Below are 17,838 nucleotides of genomic sequence, written 5' to 3'. Positions count from 1 at the left end.
CTCTATGTATTCCGGCGGCCTTTGCACAGCCGCGCCGCCCGCTTATTATAGCACAAAGCGCGCGAAAAGACAGCACGAAAAAAGGCCGGCGCGCGGCGCCGGCCTTTCCTATGGTTCCGATCCTATTGTTCCAGGCGGGTGCGCAGCCGTTCGGCGACCTGCGAGCGGGTGGCGGTGCCCGTCCTGCCGATCTGCTGGATGGTGATCGAGGAGACGCAGTTCCCCAGCGCCGCCGCCTCGGGAGCGGAGAAGCCAAGGCAGAAGCCAAGCACGATGCCCGCGTTGGTCGCGTCGCCCGCGCCGACGATATCCACCGGCCCCTCCACATGGAAGGCGGGCACCGCGGTGACCGCCCCGTTTGCGAAGACGAGCGAGCCCTTGTCCCCCATCGTGACGAAGGCGGGACGGCCGGTGCGCGCCGAAAGCTCCCGGCCGCACTCCTCCAGGAAGGCCTGCCCGGGTTCCCCGCTAAAGCCGGGGGCGCAGATGTGCAGCAGCTCGAGATGGTTGCACTTGACGATCACGTGGCGGTACTCCCCCGCGAACGCGCGGGAATCGGCGTAAAAGAGCTTTTCCGGGTTCGCCTCCGCCATCGCGCAGACGGCGGCCCGCACCCGGTCGGTCAGCGCGCCGAGTCCGCGCTCGACGAACTGGTCGGTGATGATCACCGCGTCCGCGCCCGCGAGGGCCTCCCCCAGCCTGCTGACGAGCGCGTCCTCATAGGCCCGCGGAAGCGGTGTCAGGCTGCGGAAATCCAGCCGCCCCGTTTCGCTGTAGCCGCCGTCGGGGTTCTTCTGCATCGGCTTGGTGTAGGTGCAGGTGCAGCGGCCGGGCGTCTCAAGCATGAAGCGGGTGTCCGCGCCGGTCTCCCGGAGCGCGCGCTCCAGCTCCCAGCCCTCCCCATCGCTTCCGAGCATCCCGACGCAGCGCACCCCAACGCCGAGCGCGCGCAGATTGTTGGTGATCGTACCGCCCACCCCCGCGAAGATCGCCTTGCGGTCGAACTGGCGGGCGACAAGCCCCGTCTCGACCGAGAGCTCGTCGTTGGCGGGATCGGTATAGAGGTATTTGTCGAGGCAGTAGTCGCCGAACACCACGACGGTGCAGGCGGGCTCCCGTTCAATCGCCCCGATCATCCGGCGATAGTCGATCATGGCGCTCCCTCACTTTCCCGCGCTGTCGAGCTCCAGGATCATCCGCGCCAGCGCGGGAACCGTCCTCTGGTGCTCTCCCCGGATGTAATGGCTCACGCCGCCGTCCGCCACCGTGCGGGCGAGGATCGTCTTCCACGGGCGGAAATAGTAGCGCGGGTCGCTCTTGGGCGGCGCGGCTGAAAAGTCCCCGTTTTCGATCTCCAGCAGGTCGAAGACCGCGGTCGTGAAATGGGCGATCTGCCGCCCCTCCTGCCGCGCGACGTTGCGAGCCATCGCGAGCGCCTTGAGGTAGACCTCCGGCCCCGCGACCGCCGAGCCAAAATTGAGGAACACCCCGTGCTCCAGCTTCGTCACGCTCTGCGCATAGATGAGGAAATCGTTGTAGGACGCCTCCCCCATCGCCGCGCCGTCGCAGTTGGGGTGCTCGTGGATGATGTCGTTGCCCACGCCGATATGCACCGTGCAGGGCACGCCGAGGTGGTACCCCATGCCCAGCACGCTCTTTTCGCGGTTGGGGAGCTTCTCCTCCCAGATGTAGCGGCCAACGGCCTCGCCCCAGCCGAGTCCGTCCCGAACGCCCTCTTTGATGATGTCGTTGAGCCGTCCCGTCTCGGTCCACAGGCCGAACTGGCCCATGCTGATGTATTTGGCCACGCTCTCGCAGGTCCTGCCGATGAGCGCGAGCTCATAGTCGTGGATCGAGCCCGCGCCGTTGGTGGCGAAGTGGGTCACCAGCCCGCGCTTCATCAATTCGATCATGTGCAGGCCGTTGCCGGTGCGGATGACGTGGGCGCCGTACATCATCAGCACCGTCGCGTCGTGCTCCCGGCGGGCCGCCACGACGTCGCGCGCGATGGCGGGCAGCTCGGGATGCGAAAAGGGCGGGACGGGGTCGTCCAGCGACTTCACAACACTGATGTCCACGTCGTGCACCCGCTGCTCGAGCGGGAAGATCTCCAGCCTGGAGCGGTCAAACTTCTCAAACGGCATTTAAATTCCCTCCCTGATCGCGTGTACGATTTGCCGGTACCCGGCAAAATCCGGAATGATCGCGTCCGCGCCCGCCGAAAGCAGGCGGCGGCGCTTCCATTCGTTAATCCCCTTCCGGCACACCTCGTCCGTGGCGACGCCGAAGGTGTAGCCCCCGAGCTGCGCGACCAGCTCGATCTCGACATACCCGTCCCCAAAGGAGACGAGCTGCTCCGGACGCAGGGTGCCGTCGGCAAAGAGCCCGCGCAGCACCTGCTCCTTGGAGCACTCGGTCATCTCGTCGCGCGCGCCGTGGATGGCGTCGAAGCAGCCGTCCAGCCCGAGCAGGCGCGCCTCATGGAGCACGTCGGCCTCGTCGGTGCCGCTCGCGAGGTGGCAGGCGATCCCCGCCTCCCGCAGCGCGCCGACCAGCTCCCTCACGCCCGGCACGAGCAGCTCGGACGGGTCGATCGTCCCGTTTTCCAGCCCCTCGCGCCGGTCCCGGATGTGGACGCCCAGCCGCCGCAGGTATTCCGCCTTGTATTCCAGCGGATCCCGGTGGGGGCCGCCCCGCTTCTGGACCTCCTCGTCCAGCCGGATGCACTGGAAGATTGTCTGCTTGCCGGTGAGCGCGTCGACAAAGTCGGCGGCCACCTCGCAAAGCGTCTCGGGCGATTCCCCGGTCCCTGTCGCGCCGAGCACCTCGGCGAAATAAGGGACCATGATCTCCCGCCAGCCCTCCCGGATGAGGCTCACCGTTCCGTCAAAGTCGAAGAGCGCAGTGGTGATCCCCGCCTTCGGGTCGGGGTAGCGGACGTACTCCACCCCCCAGCGGTCGGGCAGGACCTGCTGAATGACGCTCGAGAGGGCGTGCACATAGAGCATATGTAAATCCTCGATCTGTTCCATCGAGTCGGTGGGCGCGATGAGCAGCAGGTCGCAGCGGCCCGCGAGCTTCCCGCCGTCCCGGCCGGAAAAGCCGATGGTGACGACGCCCATCTCCCGGGCGGTGTCCACCAGACGCACGATGTTGGGGGAGTTCCCGCTGCCGCTGTAGACGAGCAGCACGTCCCCCCGGTGCGCCTTGGTGCGCAGCTGGATGGAGAAGATCTCCTCATAGGAGAAGTCGTTGCCCAGGCAGGTCATGACCGTGCAGGAATCCGCGAGGCACTCGGTTTTGAAGCCCTCGCGGTTGTGGACGCGGCAGCCCTTAAGCAGGTCGTTGCAGATGTGCGAGGCGGTCGCCGCGCTGCCGCCGTTGCCCGCCGTGTAGATCGTCGCGCCGCGCTCCTTGGCCTCGATGAGCATCCGCGCGATTTGCGCGAGCAGGTCGAAGTCTGTGCGCATCGCGCGCGTCGCGACGTCCCCGGTGTATTCCAGCAGGGCCGAGGAGATGGTTTTTCCGTCAAAATCCATATCAAATCGCCTCCCGATGATGATGTGTCAGGTTTGTGCGAGCTTTCCTATTGCAATTATATCATGATGTGATATAATTGCAATAGGGTCAGGCAAAAAAATTTATCATATCGTGATATTTACAGAAAGGGGGCTTCTCCTTGCAGCGCACCGTGAACCATGACGACATGCGCAGCGCCAATATGGAAAGCGTCTTTGACTGCATCCGCGCCCACGCGCCCGTCACCAAGCGGCAGATCCAGTCCCTCACCGGGCTGAGCTGGGGCAGCGTCTCCAACCTCTGCTCCATCCTGCTCGAGCGGGGCGTCCTCCGCGAGCTGCCCGTCCGGACGGAGGGCGCGGGACGCAACCCCTCCGGCTTCGACATCAACCTGAAGGACAACCTCATCATCGGGCTGGACGTCAACCTCTCCGGCCTCACCGGCGTGGTCTGCGACCTGCGCAGCCGGGTGCTCGCCCGCGTCTGGCGGCCCACCGAGGGACGGAAGGGGGAGGACATCCTCCGCCTCATGAAGGAGGCCGCCGCCGAGCTGCTCGGGCAGACCGCCGCGGGCACGGTCAAGGGCCTCGCGATCGCCTTTCCCGGGCAGGTCGACGCCGAGCGGGGCGTCTCCCTCTGGACCCACCAGTTCGGGAGCCTCTCGGAGGTCAACATGCGGGAAATCTTCCAGCGGGCGTTCGGGCTGGAGGTCCTGCTTGAGCACGACCCCAACTGCATGGCGGTCTGCGAGCACTGGATGGGCGCGGCGCAGGACGTGGAGGACTTCCTCTTCGTGCGCCTCTCCTACGGCATCGGTATGGGCATCCTCACGGGCGGCGCGGTCTACCGCGGCCACAGCGGCGCGTCGGGCGAGATCGGCCACATGACCATGCTGCCCGACGGGGAGCCCTGCTGCTGCGGCAACCGCGGCTGCCTCGAAACGGTCGCGTCGGTCGACGCCATCCTGCGCCGCTGCCGCGAGCTGGCGGCGGACGGGCGGGCGCCGCTGCTCGCTTCGATCGCGGCGGACGGCCCAATCACCCTCGAGGCCGCCGCGCGGGCGGCGCGGCAGGGGGAACGGGCGGTCGCGGAGGTCTTTTCCCGCGCGGCGGACTACGCGGGCATCGCCGTCGCCAACGTCGTGAACATCATCGACCCGGCCGCGGTGGTCATCGGGGGGGAGCTGGCCGCCTACCCGGACCTGTGCATCGAACGGCTGCGCGAGACGGTCGGAAGCCGCGCGTGGAGCGGCCCGGTCGATCTGCGCGTCTCCTCGCTCGGCGGCGATTCCGCCGCGATCGGGGCGGCCGCCATGTTTATCCGGCGGGTCTTTTTCCGCATCTCCGAAGAACAGGCCGCATTGGGGGGATTGTAAATGTATATCGGCGCGATTGACATCGGCGGAAGCAAAACGATCGCAGGGCTCGTCAACGAAAACGGAGAGCTGCTCATTGAAAAGCAGATCGTCACCGAAAAATCGGACTGCGCGGCGCATTTCAACCGCTGCGCCGCCCTGCTGCTCGAGGCCGCGGCGGAATACGGCGTCCCCGCCCAAGCGCTCGAGGGGGTGGGCGTGAGCCTGCCCGGCATGGTCGACCACAGCCACAGCGTCCTGCTGCTCGCGCCCGGCGCGGGATGGCGGGACTTCCCCGCGGCCGAATTCCTGCGGGAGGCGCTGGGCATCCGCGCGCTCTGGTGCGAAAACGACGTCAACAACTGTGCCCGCGCCGAACTCCGGTTCGCCGGCGCGCCCGAAAACTTCCTCTGGATCACCGTCAGCACCGGGATCGGCGGCGCGGTTGTCGCGGACGGGCGGGTGCTGCTGGGCTGCAACAGCCTCGCCGGGGAGCTCGGGCACTGTAAGGTCGAGTTCGAGCACCCCCTCCCCTGTCCCTGCGGCAGCCGCGGCTGCCTCGAGGCGCACGCCTCGGGCGCCGCCCTCTCCCGCCGGTTCGCCCGCCTGCTGGCGGAGGACCCCCAGGCCGCCGCCCTCGCGCGGGAACGGGGCGCGTCCCCCGACGCGGCGGGCTGCGCCGCGCTCGCGCAGGCCGGGTTTTCGCCCGCGCGGGCGCTCTTCGACCGGGCGGGCGGCTACCTCGGACAGGCGCTCGCCCCCGTCGTGAGCATGCTCAACCCCGAGCGGGTCTATTTCGGCGGAGGCGTCGCCCGCTCGCTCGGCCTGCTGCTTCCGCGGATGCGGTCGGCGCTCGGCGCGCGCGCCGCCGAGTCCTGCGCGGGCGTTGAAATCCGCGCGACCGGCCTCGGCTACGAGGCCTCCCTGCTCGGCGCGGCCGCGCTCTTTCTCGAGCAGGCGCGGTAGCGCCCGCACGGCAGCACAAAAAAACAGCCGCGAAAGCGGCTGTTTTTTTCTGGTCATTCATCCTCGAACGGATGGAAGACCGGGCGGCGCGCCCGGTAGGTGTAAAATCCCGGAAAGCCGCAGCTCTTCGCAAGCGCGGCGGCCTCCGCAAAGCCCTGCCCGAGCTTTTCGGGGCTGTGTGCGTCCGAGCCGAAGGTGAGCAGCCGCCCGCCCTTTTGCGCGTAGAGCCGCACGATCTCTTCACAGGGCATCAGCTGGCCGAGGGAGCCGAGGGTGGAACCGTTCAGCTCCAGCGCGATCCCCCGCTCGACGAGGATCTGGAGGATCTCCCCGATCACCCGGAGGTTGTGCTCCACCTCCCGTTCGGTAAAGGGCGCGCCGATATACCGCTTGACGAGGTCGAAATGCGCGGCCACGTCGATCTCCGCCCGCCCGGCCATGTCGCGCAGCTCGGAAAAATATCTCTCGCACGCCCGGTCGGGCCCCTCGTCCCGCACAAGGGCGCGCAGCTTGCCGTTATCCACGTTGTGCACCGAGCCGACGACCGCGTCGACCGGCCCGCGCGCAAAGAGTTCCCGGTAGCGTTCGGCGTACCGGTGGGGCTCGCAGAGCTCGATCCCTTTATAAACGCGCAGCCTCCCGGCGAACGCGCCGCGGCAGGCCGCGTAATCCGCGTCGTAGCGCGCCCGGTCGAGGTAGCCGTAGGTCGGCACCAGCGGGTTCACGCTGAAATGCTCGGTGAAGCAGATTTCCTCCATCCCCGCCGCGCACGCGGCTTCGCACTGCGCCTCCATCGGCGCGGCGGAATCGAACGAGTGCAGCGAATGGAGGTGGCTGTCCGCACGGTACATCCGCGGCGCCTCCTCAGGAGGCGTCCGGCCCGACGGCCGAGAAGAACGCCTGCTGGATGAAGAGGGAGGCCGCCCCGATGGCGGCGGACGACCGCCCGAGGTGGGAGACGCGGATGTCGATGCTGCGGCGGTTCCACACCCGTCTGTCGATGACCTCCCGCAGGTGGCGGTAGAAGGGCTCCTTCACGTCGGGCATCTCCCCGCCGAGGATGACCGCCTGCGGGTCGAGCAGGTTGATGGCGGCGGATACCGCGAGGCCCGCGTAATCGGCGGCGCGGTAGAAGAAGTCGTAGACGGCCCCGTCCCCCGCGGCCGCGGCCTTCTCCGCCGTCTCGAGCGTGAGGGGCTCCCCCCGCGCGAGGAGTTCCGCGAGCCGGGGGGCGTCCCCCATGCGCGCGGCCTGCTCGCACCGGCTCAGCACCGCCTCCGACGAGGCGTAGATTTCCAGGCAGCCGTTGTTGCCGCAGTAGCAGGGCCCGCCGTCCGGGTCCATCGTGATGTGCCCGATCTCGCCCGTGGCGCCCGAGAACCCGTGGTAGATTTCGCCGCCGAGGATGATGCCCATGCCGATGCCGCGGGAGAGGCGGACATAGAGCAGGTTGGTCAGCCCCTGCCCCGCGCCGAAGAGCTGCTCCGACAGCGCGCAGCAGTTCGGGTCGTGCTCGATCACGACCGGCAGACCGAACTCCCCCTTCAAGATGCCGCAGATGTCGAGCGGCTCGAGGCTGCAGAACTGCCGGGCGAGCACCGAGACGCCGCGCTCAGTGTCGACATGCCCCGGGAAGGCGACGCCGATCCCCTTGATGACCGACCGGTCGCTGACCTCCGCCATCAGCAGGCGGATGATCCCCTTCATCTGCTCGAGCAGCTCGGAGATGTGGTTGCTGACCAGCTCCTGGTGGATCTTGGTCTTGACGCGGCTTTTGAGGTCGATGATCACGCCGGTCATGCCGATGACGTTGGTGTCGATGCCGATGATGAGGTTGTTTTCCAGATTGATGTCGAACGCCGTGGCCGAACGGCGCGACCCGGTGTCCACCCGCCCGGTTTCGCTGATGATCCCCCGTTCGAGCAGGTCGGCGGAAAAGGTGGAGACCGCCCCCCAGCTCAGCCCCGTCTCCTCCTGGATCCTGCGCTTGGAGATGGGGCCGTGCTTGCGGATGCAGTTAAAGACGCTGAGCATGTTCGTGCTGCGCATCAAATCGTGCCTGACGGTTTCCGTCATGTTATCATCCCTTATCATTCAAATTCACGCTGCCGCCGCGAAGCAAGGGGAACAGTCAAATTATAACACGCGCCCGGCTGAAAACCTAGTCCCATTTTGTTTCCAGAAAAAAGGCCGGCAGGCGGAAATATCCAGTGAGATATCTTCGCCGTACCGGTATAGATCAGATCAGTATGTATCGCAGAGGAATGAATCTGTTATTTGCGCCGGAGGTTTTTCCGGATGTCAAAGCCGACCGCCGCGATAATGATGATGCCCTTGATAATCTGCTGCCAGTACGGGTTGACGCCGATGAAGGTGAGTCCGTAGTTGATGATGCCGAAGATCAGCACGCCGACGACCATGCCCGGCACGGTGCCGATGCCGCCGGTGTTGGAGACGCCGCCCACGACGCAGGAGGCGATCGCGTCGAACTCATAGTTGAGGCCGTAGGCGGAGGTCGCGCCGCCCGTCCGCGCGCACTCGAGGAAACCCGCGAGCCCGTAGAGCAGTCCGGCGATGCCGTAGACGCCGATCAGCGTGGCCGTCACCTTGATGCCCGAGACGTTGGCCGCCTCGGCGTTGCCGCCCACCGCGTAGACGTTGCGCCCGAAGCGCAGCTTTTTGAGGATGAACCACACCGCGAGCGTGACCGCCAGCGCGATGAGGATGATGACCGGCACCTTGCCGCCCAGCAGCCCGGAGCCCATGTAGGTGATGCTCTTTTTGACGCCGCCGATCGGCTGGGAGGAGTTGGGCGGCAGGTCGAAGTAGAGGAGGTTCACGCCCCAGGCGATGACCTGCGTGCCCAGCGTCACGATGAAGGGCGGGATGGCGAACTTCGCGATCACGGTGCCGTTGAAGAGGCCGAGCAGCATGCAGACGGCCAGCGCGACCAGAAACGGAACGATGATCGGGATGTCCGGCATGTTGGGATAGAACCGGCGGCTGTAGTCGATCGTCTGTCCGAGCGAGGCGGTCAGCACCGCCGCGAGCCCGAGGATGCGTCCGGCCGATAGGTCGACGCCGCCCGAGATGAGCACGAACATCATGCCGCAGGCCATGATCAGCTTGGTCGCGTTCTGGAGCAGGACGTCGCGCAGGACGTTGAAGGAGAAGAATTTCGGATTGATGCAGATGATGACGACCACCAGCACCACCAGACAGAGGGTAATCGCGTTGTCGCCGAGGAAGCGAATCAGTTTTTTGGAAGTTTTGTTCGTTGCATCCATATTCCGGCCTCTTTTCTAAACCATAAATTTGGTGGCAAGGCGCATGATCTCCTCTTCATTGATCGCGTCGCCCTCAAGTTCACCGGCCTTTTTGCCCTCGCACATCACCATGACCCGGTCGGCCATGCCGATCAGCTCGGGCATTTCGCTCGAAATCATCACGACGCATTTGCCCTGCGCCGCGAGGTCGGCCATAATCGTGTAGATCTCGTATTTCGCGCCCACGTCGATGCCGCGCGTGGGTTCGTCGAGCAGCAGGACCTCCGGCTCGGTCAGCAGCCACCGGGCAAAGAGCACCTTCTGCTGGTTGCCGCCCGACAGGCTGTTCATCGGGGTGCGGATGCTCGGCGTCTTGATCGACAGGCGTTCGATGCTCTCCTCGGCCAACTCGTTGCAGCGCCGGCCGTTGATCAGGCCGAGGAAGCGCGCCAGGCGCTTGTAGACGGCGATGTAGGTGTTTTCGCCCACGCCCAGCACCGGGAAGATGCCCGAGCCCTTGCGGTCCTCGGTGAGCAGGGCGATGCCGTTGTCCATCGCGTCGGTCGAGTTGTGAACCCGAACCTCCTTCCCGTCGAGGTAGAGCTTGCCCGCCCTGAGCGCGCGCAGGCCGAAGATCGCCTCGACCAGCTCGGTGCGCTGCGCGCCCACCAGGCCGCCCAGCCCGAGGATTTCTCCGCGGCGCAGCTCGAAGCTCACGTCCTGGAAGCTGCGGTCGTGGATCGACGAGAACCCCTCGACGCGCATGTAAACCTCACCGGGCTTGTTCGTCTTGGGCGGGAAGCGGTTGCTCATGTCCCGCCCGACCATCTTGGAGATGATCATATCCGTCGTGAGGTCGGCGGCGTTCCAGGTACCGATCATCGTACCGTCGCGCATGATACTGACCTCATCGGAAATTTTCTTGATTTCCTCCATCTTATGGGAGATGTAGATGATTGCGACTCCCTTGGAGCGCAGGTCGTTTATGATCGTAAACAGGTGGTCGACCTCGTCGGAAGTCAGCGAGGAGGTCGGTTCGTCCATGATGATTACCTTTGCGTTAAAGGAAACCGCCTTTGCGATTTCAATCGACTGGATCTGCGATACGGAGAGCGTCTTGACGAGCGCCTTCGGGTCGAGGTGGAGGTTGAGCCGCTCGAGCAGGTCCCGGGTGTCGTTGTACATCTTTTTATAATCGACAACGATCCCTTTGATCGGGAACCGCCCCAGCCAGATGTTCTCCATGACGCTCAGGTGGGGCTCCGGGTGGAGCTCCTGGTGGATCATTGCGATCCCGTGTTCGATCGCGTCAAGCGCGCCTGAGAAATTGACCGGCTGCCCGTCCAGGATCACGTCGCCCTCGTCGCGGACGTAGATGCCGAACAGGCATTTCATCAGGGTGGATTTTCCCGCGCCGTTTTCGCCCATCAGGGCGTGCACGGTGGCGGGACGCACCTTGAGGGTGACCTTGTCAAGCGCCAGAACGCCGGGGAATCGTTTGGTGATGTTGTTCATTTCCAGGATGTAGCCGTTTTCACTCATCTCGCTGAGTTCCCCCTTTAGGAGCGCGGGGGACGGGAACCCGTCCCCCGCGCGTGCTGGTTGCCTGGCGCGGATCAGCTGAACTGGTCCACGTTCTCCTTGCTCACCGCGACGTACGGAATCCAGACGTACTGGCCGTCCATCTCGTATCCGAGGTTCTCGGAGGTCGGGGTTTCGCCCTTGGCGAGCAGGTCGCAGAGCTGGACCACCGCGAAGCCCTGGTTTTTCGCGTCGTTCAGGGAGGTGGCGAGCATGGTGCCTTCGATGATGGCTTCCTTGCCGGGCTCGGTCGCGTCGACGCCGAAGACGGGCATATACTTGTCGCCGGTGAAGTAGCCCTGCGCCTTGAGCGCTTCGATCGCGCCGAGCGCCATGTCGTCGTTGTTGCAGAAGACCGCCTCGATGTTGTCATGCGCCGCGAGGAAGGTGGCCATCTTGTCCTGGCCCTTGACGCGGTCCCACATCGCGGTGTCCTTCGCGACCTCTTCCACCTGGAGGCCCGCGTCGGTCATCGCCTTGACGCAGTACTCGGAACGCAGCTCGGCGTCCTGATGTCCGGGCTCGCCCATGATGATGACGTACTGAACGATGCCGTCGCCGTTCTTATCGGCTTCCGGATGGCTGTTCCAGTAATCGACCATCGCCTTGCCCTGCATGAGGCCGGATTCCTCCGCCTTCGCGCCGACATAGTAGACCTTATCCCACATTGCCATGGCCTCTTCAAACGGCTCGGTGTTGAAGAAGACGACCGGGATGTTGGCGTTCTTGGCCTTCTCGATCACGACGTCGGCCGCGGAACGCTCCTGCATGTTGATCGCCAGGGCGTTGTACTCCTTGGTGATGTACATGTCGATGTTGTTGTTCTGGGTGGTCTGATCGGCTTTGGAATCGGTAAAGTCGATCGTGACGCCGAGCTCGTCGCCCTTGATCTTCATGTTGTTGCGCTGCTCGGTGAGGTAGGTGTCGTCATATTTGCGGATGGACGCGCCGATGGTGATCTGTGCGGGAGCCGCCGCGGGCTCTTCGGCCGGGGCTTCCTCGGACGGGGCCGCGTCGGCGGCGGGGGCCGTCTCGGACGGAGCCGCCGCAGGCTCGGAACCGCACGCGCCCAGCGACAGGACGATCATGACAACGAGTAGCGCGGAAAGGATCTTTTTCATTCTTTTACCTCCAAATTCTCTCGTTTCTGTGTATTTCTGGCGTCTTCCGGCGCCGGATTACCAATTGGGGGACTGTAAGTAGTCCGCGTAGGGGACCGGCTCGATCTTCTTCATGCCGAGCCAGCCCATCGCCTCGAGCAGCTCCTTTGAATAATCTCCCCGCACGATCGGGAAATGGTGGGAGAACCGCCGCACCAGCAGCGTGTTGACCAGGTCAAGCGCGCCGATGGGGGTCCCGTTGAGGGAGAGCCCGCCCAGCCAGCCGCGCGAGCCGTAGAAGCTCGGCTTCGTGTCCCCGAGGAAGCTGCCGTTCGCGACGAGCAGCTCGTCGGCCTCCCCCGAGATGCGCGCGATGGTCACCTCGCCGGGGTCGAAGACCATGTCCCGCGTCACGCCGCAGCAGTTGGGCTCTTTCGCGCCCTCCTCGTGCGCCATGCCGTGGTAGTTGACGCTGAGCCGGTAGCCGTTCTGCCGGCAGAACCGGCTGGCGGCAGGGCCGCAGTGCCACATGAGCACCGTGTCGTCCGCCCGGTCGAAGGCGCCCATGTCCATGAGCATCCCCACGTCGTCGGACAGGTATTTGAGCAGCAGCATGCTGATCGCGCTCGTGAGATCCCCCTCACAGGCGGTGGGAATCCCCTTGTCGTTGAGCCCGCCCACGACCGCGCAGACGCTGTATTGGAACTCGTCCTGGAACTTCGGCCAGCAGCTGACCGCGATCGCGTCGTAGCCGTACTCCTTAATAAAGTCGTCGTAGGCCAGCGAGAAGCGGGCGTTCGTTTCGAGGGTCTCGTCCGCCCGGCGGTTGAGCACCCCGCCCGCCTCGGCGGCGATGCGCTCCATCTCGGCGGCCACCTGCGCGGCGGAGTAGGCGACCGCGCGGTCGCGCACCTCGGAATACTCGTGCAGCCGGTTGATGCGGATGCCGTCGAAGCGGCGGATGAGCGTACGCTCGTCGTCGTAGAGGTCGTCGAAGCCGGGGGCGATGCCGCCGATCAGCGCGACCTTGGAGGCCTTGAGGTTCTTGATCGCGCGCAGCGCGCGCACGGTGACCGCGAGGCGGCCGCGGAAGAGCGGGTCCTCCACGTCTCCGAAGAACCATTTGATCGGGATGTTGTAATCCTTGAGGTAGTGGCCGATGATGCCGGAATACATGTTGATGGTGCAGAAGGAATTGAAGGGCAGCACCCCCCGATCGGCATGCTCGGGGATCGCCCACAGGCCGAGCGCCGCCCGGGCGCGGGCGAAGATCGGGGCGAGCGCGCCCGCCGAAAAGCTGGTGCACTGCAGCAGAATGAAATCCACGCCCTCCCCCTCGAGGGCCTTCACGGCGGCGTAGCCGTCGTCCGGCGTGATGACGGTGCCGGGATGGACATAGAGCTCGAAGCCCAGCTGCCCGGACAGCGCCCGCAGCTTTTGGGCGCTCGCCTCATAGACGCTTTTTTTGTCGCCCGGGAAGCTGAGCTGGGACGAACTGACCAGGCCGACCTTCAGCGATTGCATACGGATCATTCCCCTTTCCACGGCCTGCGCGGCCGGCAAACATCCGATATCACATCGTGATGTAAACTTTTCCTAAATGATATCACGACAAAATATCTTTCGCAATCTTTTTGCGCCAATTTCATTAATATTCACTATAAATTTCTTGTTTTATATGCAATTTGATGGTCAAATTATTTTTTGTTTACATTTGTTGTTGACATAAATATCTTATCGTGATACATTAAAGCCACCTACCAAACAGGAGGAGGGATTGGGATATGTACTGGGCCGGCGTCGATATCGGAGGCACCAAAATCGCCGCCTCCATCGCTGCGGATGACGCCGTCATCCTCGGCACCGTCCGCCGCGCGACCCCTCCCGGCGCGGACTTCTCCCCCGTGTTTGAAGCCGCCGCCGCCATGGTCGGTGAGCTGCTCGCGGCGCGCGGCGCCACGCTGAAGGAGCTCTCCGGCATCGGGATCAGCTGCCCCGGCCCGCTCGATCTCGCGGCGGGCAGCATCGTGCAGGTCGCGACCACCGGCTGGCGGGAGGTGCCCGTGCGGCGGCTGTTTGAGGAGCGGTTCGGCGTGCCCGTGCGGCTCGAAAACGACGCGAACGCCGCCGCCTACGCCGAGGCAAGGGCGGGCGCGGGCCGCGGCTGCGGCACGGTGGTCTACCTGACCGTCAGCACCGGCATCGGCGGCGGGATCTGCGCGGGAGGCCGCCTGCTGGAGGGCGCGCACGGCTTCGCAGGCGAGCTCGGCCACGTCACCGTCGACCCCGACGGCCCGCCCTGCCCCTGCGGGGGCCGCGGGTGCGTCCAGCTCTACGCCTCCGGAAGCTCGATCGCCCGGAGGGCGCGGGAGCTGGCAGCCAAGGCCGGACCCGGCGGTTTTCTCGCCGGGAAGAAGGAGGTCACCGCCTACGACGTCGAGTGCGGCGTGCGGGCGGGCGACCAACTCTGCGCCGGCGTCTGGGACGCCGCGATGCGCAAGCTGGGGATCGCGGTGGGCATCCTCAACCAGGTGCTCGACCCCGACCTGTTCGTCTTCGGCGGCGGGGTCTCCAACGCCTGGGATCTGATGGAGGGGCCGGTCCTCGCGTCCGCGCGGCGATACTGCTACACCGACACGGCGCACCACATCCGGCTCGCGCGGGCGCAGCTCGGCGGGCTGGTCGGCACCACCGGGGCGATCCTGCTGGCGCGCGACCTGCTGTAAACGGAACGTTATGAACCGACGTCATAGAATTGGAGGTCATCCAGATGCAAAAACCGGGACTCAGGGAATTCATGCAGGGCATTTACAAGCTCGAAGAGGCGCAGAACCTGCGCTGCACCATGCTGGGGATCGGGCCGATGTCCGAAAACCTCATTGAGGCGTGCTTCCTGCTCGCGAAGAAGAAGGACTTCCCCGTGATGTTCATCGCCAGCCGCAACCAGGTGGACGCGGACGAATTCGGCGGCGGGTACGTCTGCTCGTGGAACCAGGACACCTTCCGGCGGGACATCGCCAAGATCGCCGGGCGCTGCCGGTACGACGGGCTCTATTACCTCTGCCGCGACCACGGCGGCCCGTGGCAGCGGGACAAGGAGCGCAGCGACAAGCTGCCGGTGGCCGAGGCGATGGAGCTGGGCAAGCGCTCCTATCTGTACGACCTCAAGGCGGGCTTCGACCTGCTGCACATCGACCCCACCAAGATCCCCGACGTGGGCGACGTGGTCCCGATGGACATGGTGCTCGACCTCACGATCGAGCTGATCGAATACTGCGAGGCGCAGCGCAAGGCGCTCGGCCTCCCGCCCGTGGCCTACGAGGTGGGCACCGAGGAGACCAACGGCGGGCTCACCGGCGTGGAGTCCTACAACCAGTTCATCAACAAGCTCGTCGAGCGGCTGAACGCCAAGGGCCTGCCGCTGCCGGTGTACATCGTCGGCCAGACCGGCACCCTCACCCGCCTGACTGAGAACGTCGGCCACTTCAACGCCGACCAGGCGGTCGCCCTCTCCAAAGCCGCCCGGGTGCACGGGGTCGGCCTCAAGGAGCACAACGGCGACTACCTCTCCGACTTCATCCTCGAGCTGCACCCCGCGCTCGGCATCACCGCCACCAACGTCGCGCCCGAATACGGCGTGGTCGAGACCCAGACGCTCCTGCGGCTGGCAAGGATCGAGCGGTGGCTCTGCGACCGAAAGATGCTCTCCGGCCCCTCCCGGTTCCCCGAGGTGTTCACCCGCGCCTCGATCGCCAGCCAGCGCTGGCGCAAATGGATGGTCGGCGACGCGCGCGGCTACACCGTCGACCAGGTGCTGGCGGACGAGGCGCTCTCCGCCGAGGTGGTCGAAATCTGCGGCCATTACACCTTCAACGATCCGGAAGTCAAGGCGGAGATCGCCAAAATGTACGCGGGCCTCGAAGCCGCAGGGCTGGACCCCCACCGGATCGTCGTGAACGCGGTCATGAAATCGATCGAGCGCTACGTCGACGCCTTCAACCTCGAGGGTATCACCTCCAAGGTGGCGGCGGTCCTGTAAATCTGAACACCTGTTTCTCCCCTTCGTGCCCCCGGCCGTGCAAATCCCGGCCGGGGGCGATTTACGTTTCCCACCGCCCCGGGGATGGCAAAAAGCCGCGGAGGCGGGGCATCTGCCCCGCCTCCGCGGCCTTTTGTAGGGTCCTTCTCTCTTCACGCGGTCATTCGGACACCCTGATCAACGTCTTGATGACCTCCTGCGCGTTGTTCGCGGTATACCGGAACGCGGCGTCGCTCTCCTCGAAGGGGAACTCGCGCGGCCGGATTCCCGAAAGGTCGATCTTTCCGCTCGCGACCGCCTCGATCAGCATTGGATAGAGGTTGCGGTAGCGGAAGACGGGGCGGATGTCCACCTCCTTGCGGGAAATCTCCAAAAAGCTGTAGGACACGTCGGCGGTGATGTTGCCCACCAGCGTGATGACGCCGCCCCGCCTGACGTATTTCCACGTGTCGACCATCGTGTGGGGGCTGCCCGCCGTCTCGAACACGACGTCGCAGCCCGCGCCGCCCGTCAGCTCCATCACGGCCGCCTCCAGGTCCTGCTCCCTGGGGTTGACGACGACGTCCGCGCCGAACGCCTTCGCGCTCTCCAGACGGCTTTCGATGAGGTCGGAGACGACGATGCGGGTCGCGCCCAGCGCCTTGCAGGCGAGCAGGGTCATGATCCCGATGGTGCCCGAGCCGAGGATGCAGACGCTCTGCCCCATCGTGACGCCGCCGCGTTTGGCGGCGTGCATCCCGACGGCGAGCGGCTCGAGCATCGCGCCCTCCTGCATGGTCATCGAGTCGAGGAGCCGAAAGCACAGGTCGGCGGGGTGGGCGAGGTAGCTTTGCAGCGCGCCGTCGAAGGGGGGCGCCGCCATGAAGCGCACATCGGGGCAGAGGTTGTAGAGCCCCTCGCGGCAGAGCTCGCACCTGCCGCAGGGGACGCCCGGCTCGAGCGCGACGCGGTCGCCGACCTTGAGGGTCGTGACCCCCTCGCCCAGCTCGGCGACGTAGCCGGAGCACTCGTGCCCCAGGATGAACGGGAAGGGCGCGACCTTCTTGCCGATGCTCCCGTGGGTGTAAAAATGCATATCCGAGCCGCAGATGCCGCAGTACTCCGTTTTGACAACGACCTCGCCCGGGCCGGCCTTCGGCATCGGGGCGTCCGCCATCTCGATCTTCTGGATCGCGGTCAGCTGCGCGACGCGGTTCTGAATCTGTTCCATGCTCATAAATCCCCCTTTTCGGCGATCGGTACCGTCTTCAAACGGAGATCACCACCATTTGATCTGCGAGGTGACGTATTCGCGCAGGCGGACAAATTCCGGCGAGGCGATGTCGCGCGGGCGCGGCAGGTCGATCTTCAGCTCTTCCTTCACCGTCGTGGGCTTCTGGGAGAGGATGAGGCACTTGTTGGAGAGGTAGACCGCCTCCTCGACGTTGTGGGTGATGAAAATGACCGTCGAGCCGGTGGCCTGCCACAGCTTGATGACCTCGTCCTCGAGGTAGTAGCGCATCTTGATGTCCATCTGACCGTAGGGCTCATCCATCAGCAGCAGGTCGGGGTGCATCGCGAAGCTGCGCCCGATGACGATGCGCTGCACCGTCGAGGCGGACAGCTCGTGCGGGTAGGAGTTGCGCACCTTGTCCAGGCCGAGCAGGCCGAGGATCTCCTCGGTGCGCTCCCGGATGAGCTGCTCGGGATATTTTTTCAGCTCCAGCCCGTAGCGGATGTTCTTTTCGACCGTCAGCCAGGGCAGGTGCGACGGGTTCTGGAAGACGAAGCTGAGGTTGTGCTTTTTGGGGTCCGCCGGTTCCCCGTCCACGAGGATCTCCCCCTCGGTGAGGGAGAAGAGCCGGACGAGGCATTTCAAAAAGGTCGTTTTCCCACAGCCGGTGGGGCCGACGATGCAGACGAAGTCGCCCTTCTGGATATCGAAGGAGACGTTGTCGAGCACCTTCAGGTCCCCGAAGCACTTTGTGAGGTTTCTGACCCGGACTTTCACGTTGTCGTTTTCGCTCATCTGTT

General features: G+C 65.1%; 15 protein-coding genes. 4 read left to right on the top strand and 11 right to left on the bottom strand.

What is annotated here, in order from left to right:
* Positions 1 to 122: 122 nt before the first annotated feature.
* The 3 genes from NE609_RS08110 to NE609_RS08100 are packed head-to-tail and all read right to left on the bottom strand — an operon-like array spanning position 123 to position 3,539.
* Positions 123 to 1,154: a bifunctional heptose 7-phosphate kinase/heptose 1-phosphate adenyltransferase gene (locus tag NE609_RS08110; RefSeq protein ID WP_121586824.1), complete on the bottom strand. Its 1,032-nt coding sequence runs from the start codon at positions 1,152 to 1,154 to the stop codon at positions 123 to 125.
* A 9-nt stretch (positions 1,155 to 1,163) separates the two neighbouring features.
* A complete protein-coding gene (locus tag NE609_RS08105; protein WP_256152253.1) occupies positions 1,164 to 2,144 on the bottom strand; it encodes a hypothetical protein in 981 nt (326 codons plus the stop codon).
* Complete coding sequence (locus tag NE609_RS08100; RefSeq protein ID WP_256152252.1) at positions 2,145 to 3,539, bottom strand: SIS domain-containing protein; 1,395 nt, start codon at positions 3,537 to 3,539, stop codon at positions 2,145 to 2,147.
* Between the two features lie 140 nt (positions 3,540 to 3,679).
* Between NE609_RS08100 and NE609_RS08095 the strand changes: the two genes are divergently transcribed.
* On the top strand, positions 3,680 to 4,894 hold the full coding sequence (locus NE609_RS08095) for an ROK family protein (RefSeq protein WP_101551659.1): 1,215 nt from the start codon (positions 3,680 to 3,682) through the stop codon (positions 4,892 to 4,894).
* Positions 4,895 to 5,839, top strand: a complete 945-nt coding sequence (locus NE609_RS08090; RefSeq protein WP_256152251.1) for an ROK family protein — start codon at positions 4,895 to 4,897, stop codon at positions 5,837 to 5,839. It begins immediately after the preceding gene.
* A 53-nt stretch (positions 5,840 to 5,892) separates the two neighbouring features.
* On the opposite strand, the gene NE609_RS08085 is transcribed toward NE609_RS08090, so the two are convergent.
* The 6 genes from NE609_RS08085 to NE609_RS08060 form a co-directional block, all read right to left on the bottom strand.
* The gene (locus tag NE609_RS08085; protein ID WP_101551662.1) at positions 5,893 to 6,690 is read right to left on the bottom strand and encodes a histidinol-phosphatase HisJ family protein; all 798 of its coding nucleotides are present in this window, start codon (positions 6,688 to 6,690) and stop codon (positions 5,893 to 5,895) included.
* 13 nt (positions 6,691 to 6,703) lie between these two features.
* Positions 6,704 to 7,915 (bottom strand): ROK family transcriptional regulator, encoded by a 1,212-nt coding sequence (locus NE609_RS08080; RefSeq protein WP_256152250.1) that lies wholly within the window; start codon positions 7,913 to 7,915, stop codon positions 6,704 to 6,706.
* 197 nt (positions 7,916 to 8,112) lie between these two features.
* The gene (locus NE609_RS08075; RefSeq protein ID WP_101551666.1) at positions 8,113 to 9,126 is read right to left on the bottom strand and encodes a beta-methylgalactoside transporter; all 1,014 of its coding nucleotides are present in this window, start codon (positions 9,124 to 9,126) and stop codon (positions 8,113 to 8,115) included.
* A gap of 15 nt (positions 9,127 to 9,141) precedes the next feature.
* On the bottom strand, positions 9,142 to 10,647 hold the full coding sequence (locus NE609_RS08070; RefSeq protein WP_256152249.1) for a sugar ABC transporter ATP-binding protein: 1,506 nt from the start codon (positions 10,645 to 10,647) through the stop codon (positions 9,142 to 9,144).
* A gap of 74 nt (positions 10,648 to 10,721) precedes the next feature.
* Positions 10,722 to 11,807, bottom strand: a complete 1,086-nt coding sequence (locus NE609_RS08065; protein WP_121586832.1) for a galactose ABC transporter substrate-binding protein — start codon at positions 11,805 to 11,807, stop codon at positions 10,722 to 10,724.
* Between the two features lie 57 nt (positions 11,808 to 11,864).
* The gene (locus tag NE609_RS08060; RefSeq protein WP_256152248.1) at positions 11,865 to 13,310 is read right to left on the bottom strand and encodes an L-fucose/L-arabinose isomerase family protein; all 1,446 of its coding nucleotides are present in this window, start codon (positions 13,308 to 13,310) and stop codon (positions 11,865 to 11,867) included.
* Between the two features lie 260 nt (positions 13,311 to 13,570).
* Here NE609_RS08060 and NE609_RS08055 point away from each other — a divergent pair, with 260 nt between their 5' ends.
* Complete coding sequence (locus tag NE609_RS08055) at positions 13,571 to 14,512, top strand: ROK family protein (RefSeq protein WP_256152247.1); 942 nt, start codon at positions 13,571 to 13,573, stop codon at positions 14,510 to 14,512.
* 44 nt (positions 14,513 to 14,556) lie between these two features.
* A complete protein-coding gene (locus NE609_RS08050; protein ID WP_256152246.1) occupies positions 14,557 to 15,825 on the top strand; it encodes a class II D-tagatose-bisphosphate aldolase non-catalytic subunit in 1,269 nt (422 codons plus the stop codon).
* A 160-nt stretch (positions 15,826 to 15,985) separates the two neighbouring features.
* On the opposite strand, the gene NE609_RS08045 is transcribed toward NE609_RS08050, so the two are convergent.
* On the bottom strand, positions 15,986 to 17,035 hold the full coding sequence (locus NE609_RS08045) for an NAD(P)-dependent alcohol dehydrogenase (protein WP_305144878.1): 1,050 nt from the start codon (positions 17,033 to 17,035) through the stop codon (positions 15,986 to 15,988).
* A 48-nt stretch (positions 17,036 to 17,083) separates the two neighbouring features.
* Entirely contained in the window at positions 17,084 to 17,833 is a 750-nt protein-coding gene (locus NE609_RS08040; protein WP_101551678.1) for an ABC transporter ATP-binding protein, read from the bottom strand.
* Positions 17,834 to 17,838 lie beyond the last annotated feature (5 nt).

This window comes from Anaerotruncus sp. DFI.9.16, from assembly GCF_024461615.1.
GTDB lineage: Bacteria > Bacillota > Clostridia > Oscillospirales > Ruminococcaceae > Anaerotruncus > Anaerotruncus massiliensis.
Note: the sequence above shows the minus strand (reverse complement) of the source record. Positions and strands in the feature narration are given on the sequence as shown.

Coding starts and splice junctions, on each gene's coding strand:
- NE609_RS08060 (WP_256152248.1), bottom strand. CDS start 13,310: ATGCAATCGCTGAAGGTCGGCCTGGTCAGTTCGTCCCAGCTCAGCTTC.
- NE609_RS08090 (WP_256152251.1), top strand. CDS start 4,895: ATGTATATCGGCGCGATTGACATCGGCGGAAGCAAAACGATCGCAGGG.
- NE609_RS08110 (WP_121586824.1), bottom strand. CDS start 1,154: ATGATCGACTATCGCCGGATGATCGGGGCGATTGAACGGGAGCCCGCC.
- NE609_RS08100 (WP_256152252.1), bottom strand. CDS start 3,539: ATGGATTTTGACGGAAAAACCATCTCCTCGGCCCTGCTGGAATACACC.
- NE609_RS08075 (WP_101551666.1), bottom strand. CDS start 9,126: ATGGATGCAACGAACAAAACTTCCAAAAAACTGATTCGCTTCCTCGGC.
- NE609_RS08040 (WP_101551678.1), bottom strand. CDS start 17,833: ATGAGCGAAAACGACAACGTGAAAGTCCGGGTCAGAAACCTCACAAAG.
- NE609_RS08105 (WP_256152253.1), bottom strand. CDS start 2,144: ATGCCGTTTGAGAAGTTTGACCGCTCCAGGCTGGAGATCTTCCCGCTC.
- NE609_RS08080 (WP_256152250.1), bottom strand. CDS start 7,915: ATGACGGAAACCGTCAGGCACGATTTGATGCGCAGCACGAACATGCTC.
- NE609_RS08050 (WP_256152246.1), top strand. CDS start 14,557: ATGCAAAAACCGGGACTCAGGGAATTCATGCAGGGCATTTACAAGCTC.
- NE609_RS08045 (WP_305144878.1), bottom strand. CDS start 17,035: ATGGAACAGATTCAGAACCGCGTCGCGCAGCTGACCGCGATCCAGAAG.
- NE609_RS08085 (WP_101551662.1), bottom strand. CDS start 6,690: ATGTACCGTGCGGACAGCCACCTCCATTCGCTGCACTCGTTCGATTCC.
- NE609_RS08055 (WP_256152247.1), top strand. CDS start 13,571: ATGTACTGGGCCGGCGTCGATATCGGAGGCACCAAAATCGCCGCCTCC.
- NE609_RS08070 (WP_256152249.1), bottom strand. CDS start 10,647: ATGAGTGAAAACGGCTACATCCTGGAAATGAACAACATCACCAAACGA.
- NE609_RS08065 (WP_121586832.1), bottom strand. CDS start 11,807: ATGAAAAAGATCCTTTCCGCGCTACTCGTTGTCATGATCGTCCTGTCG.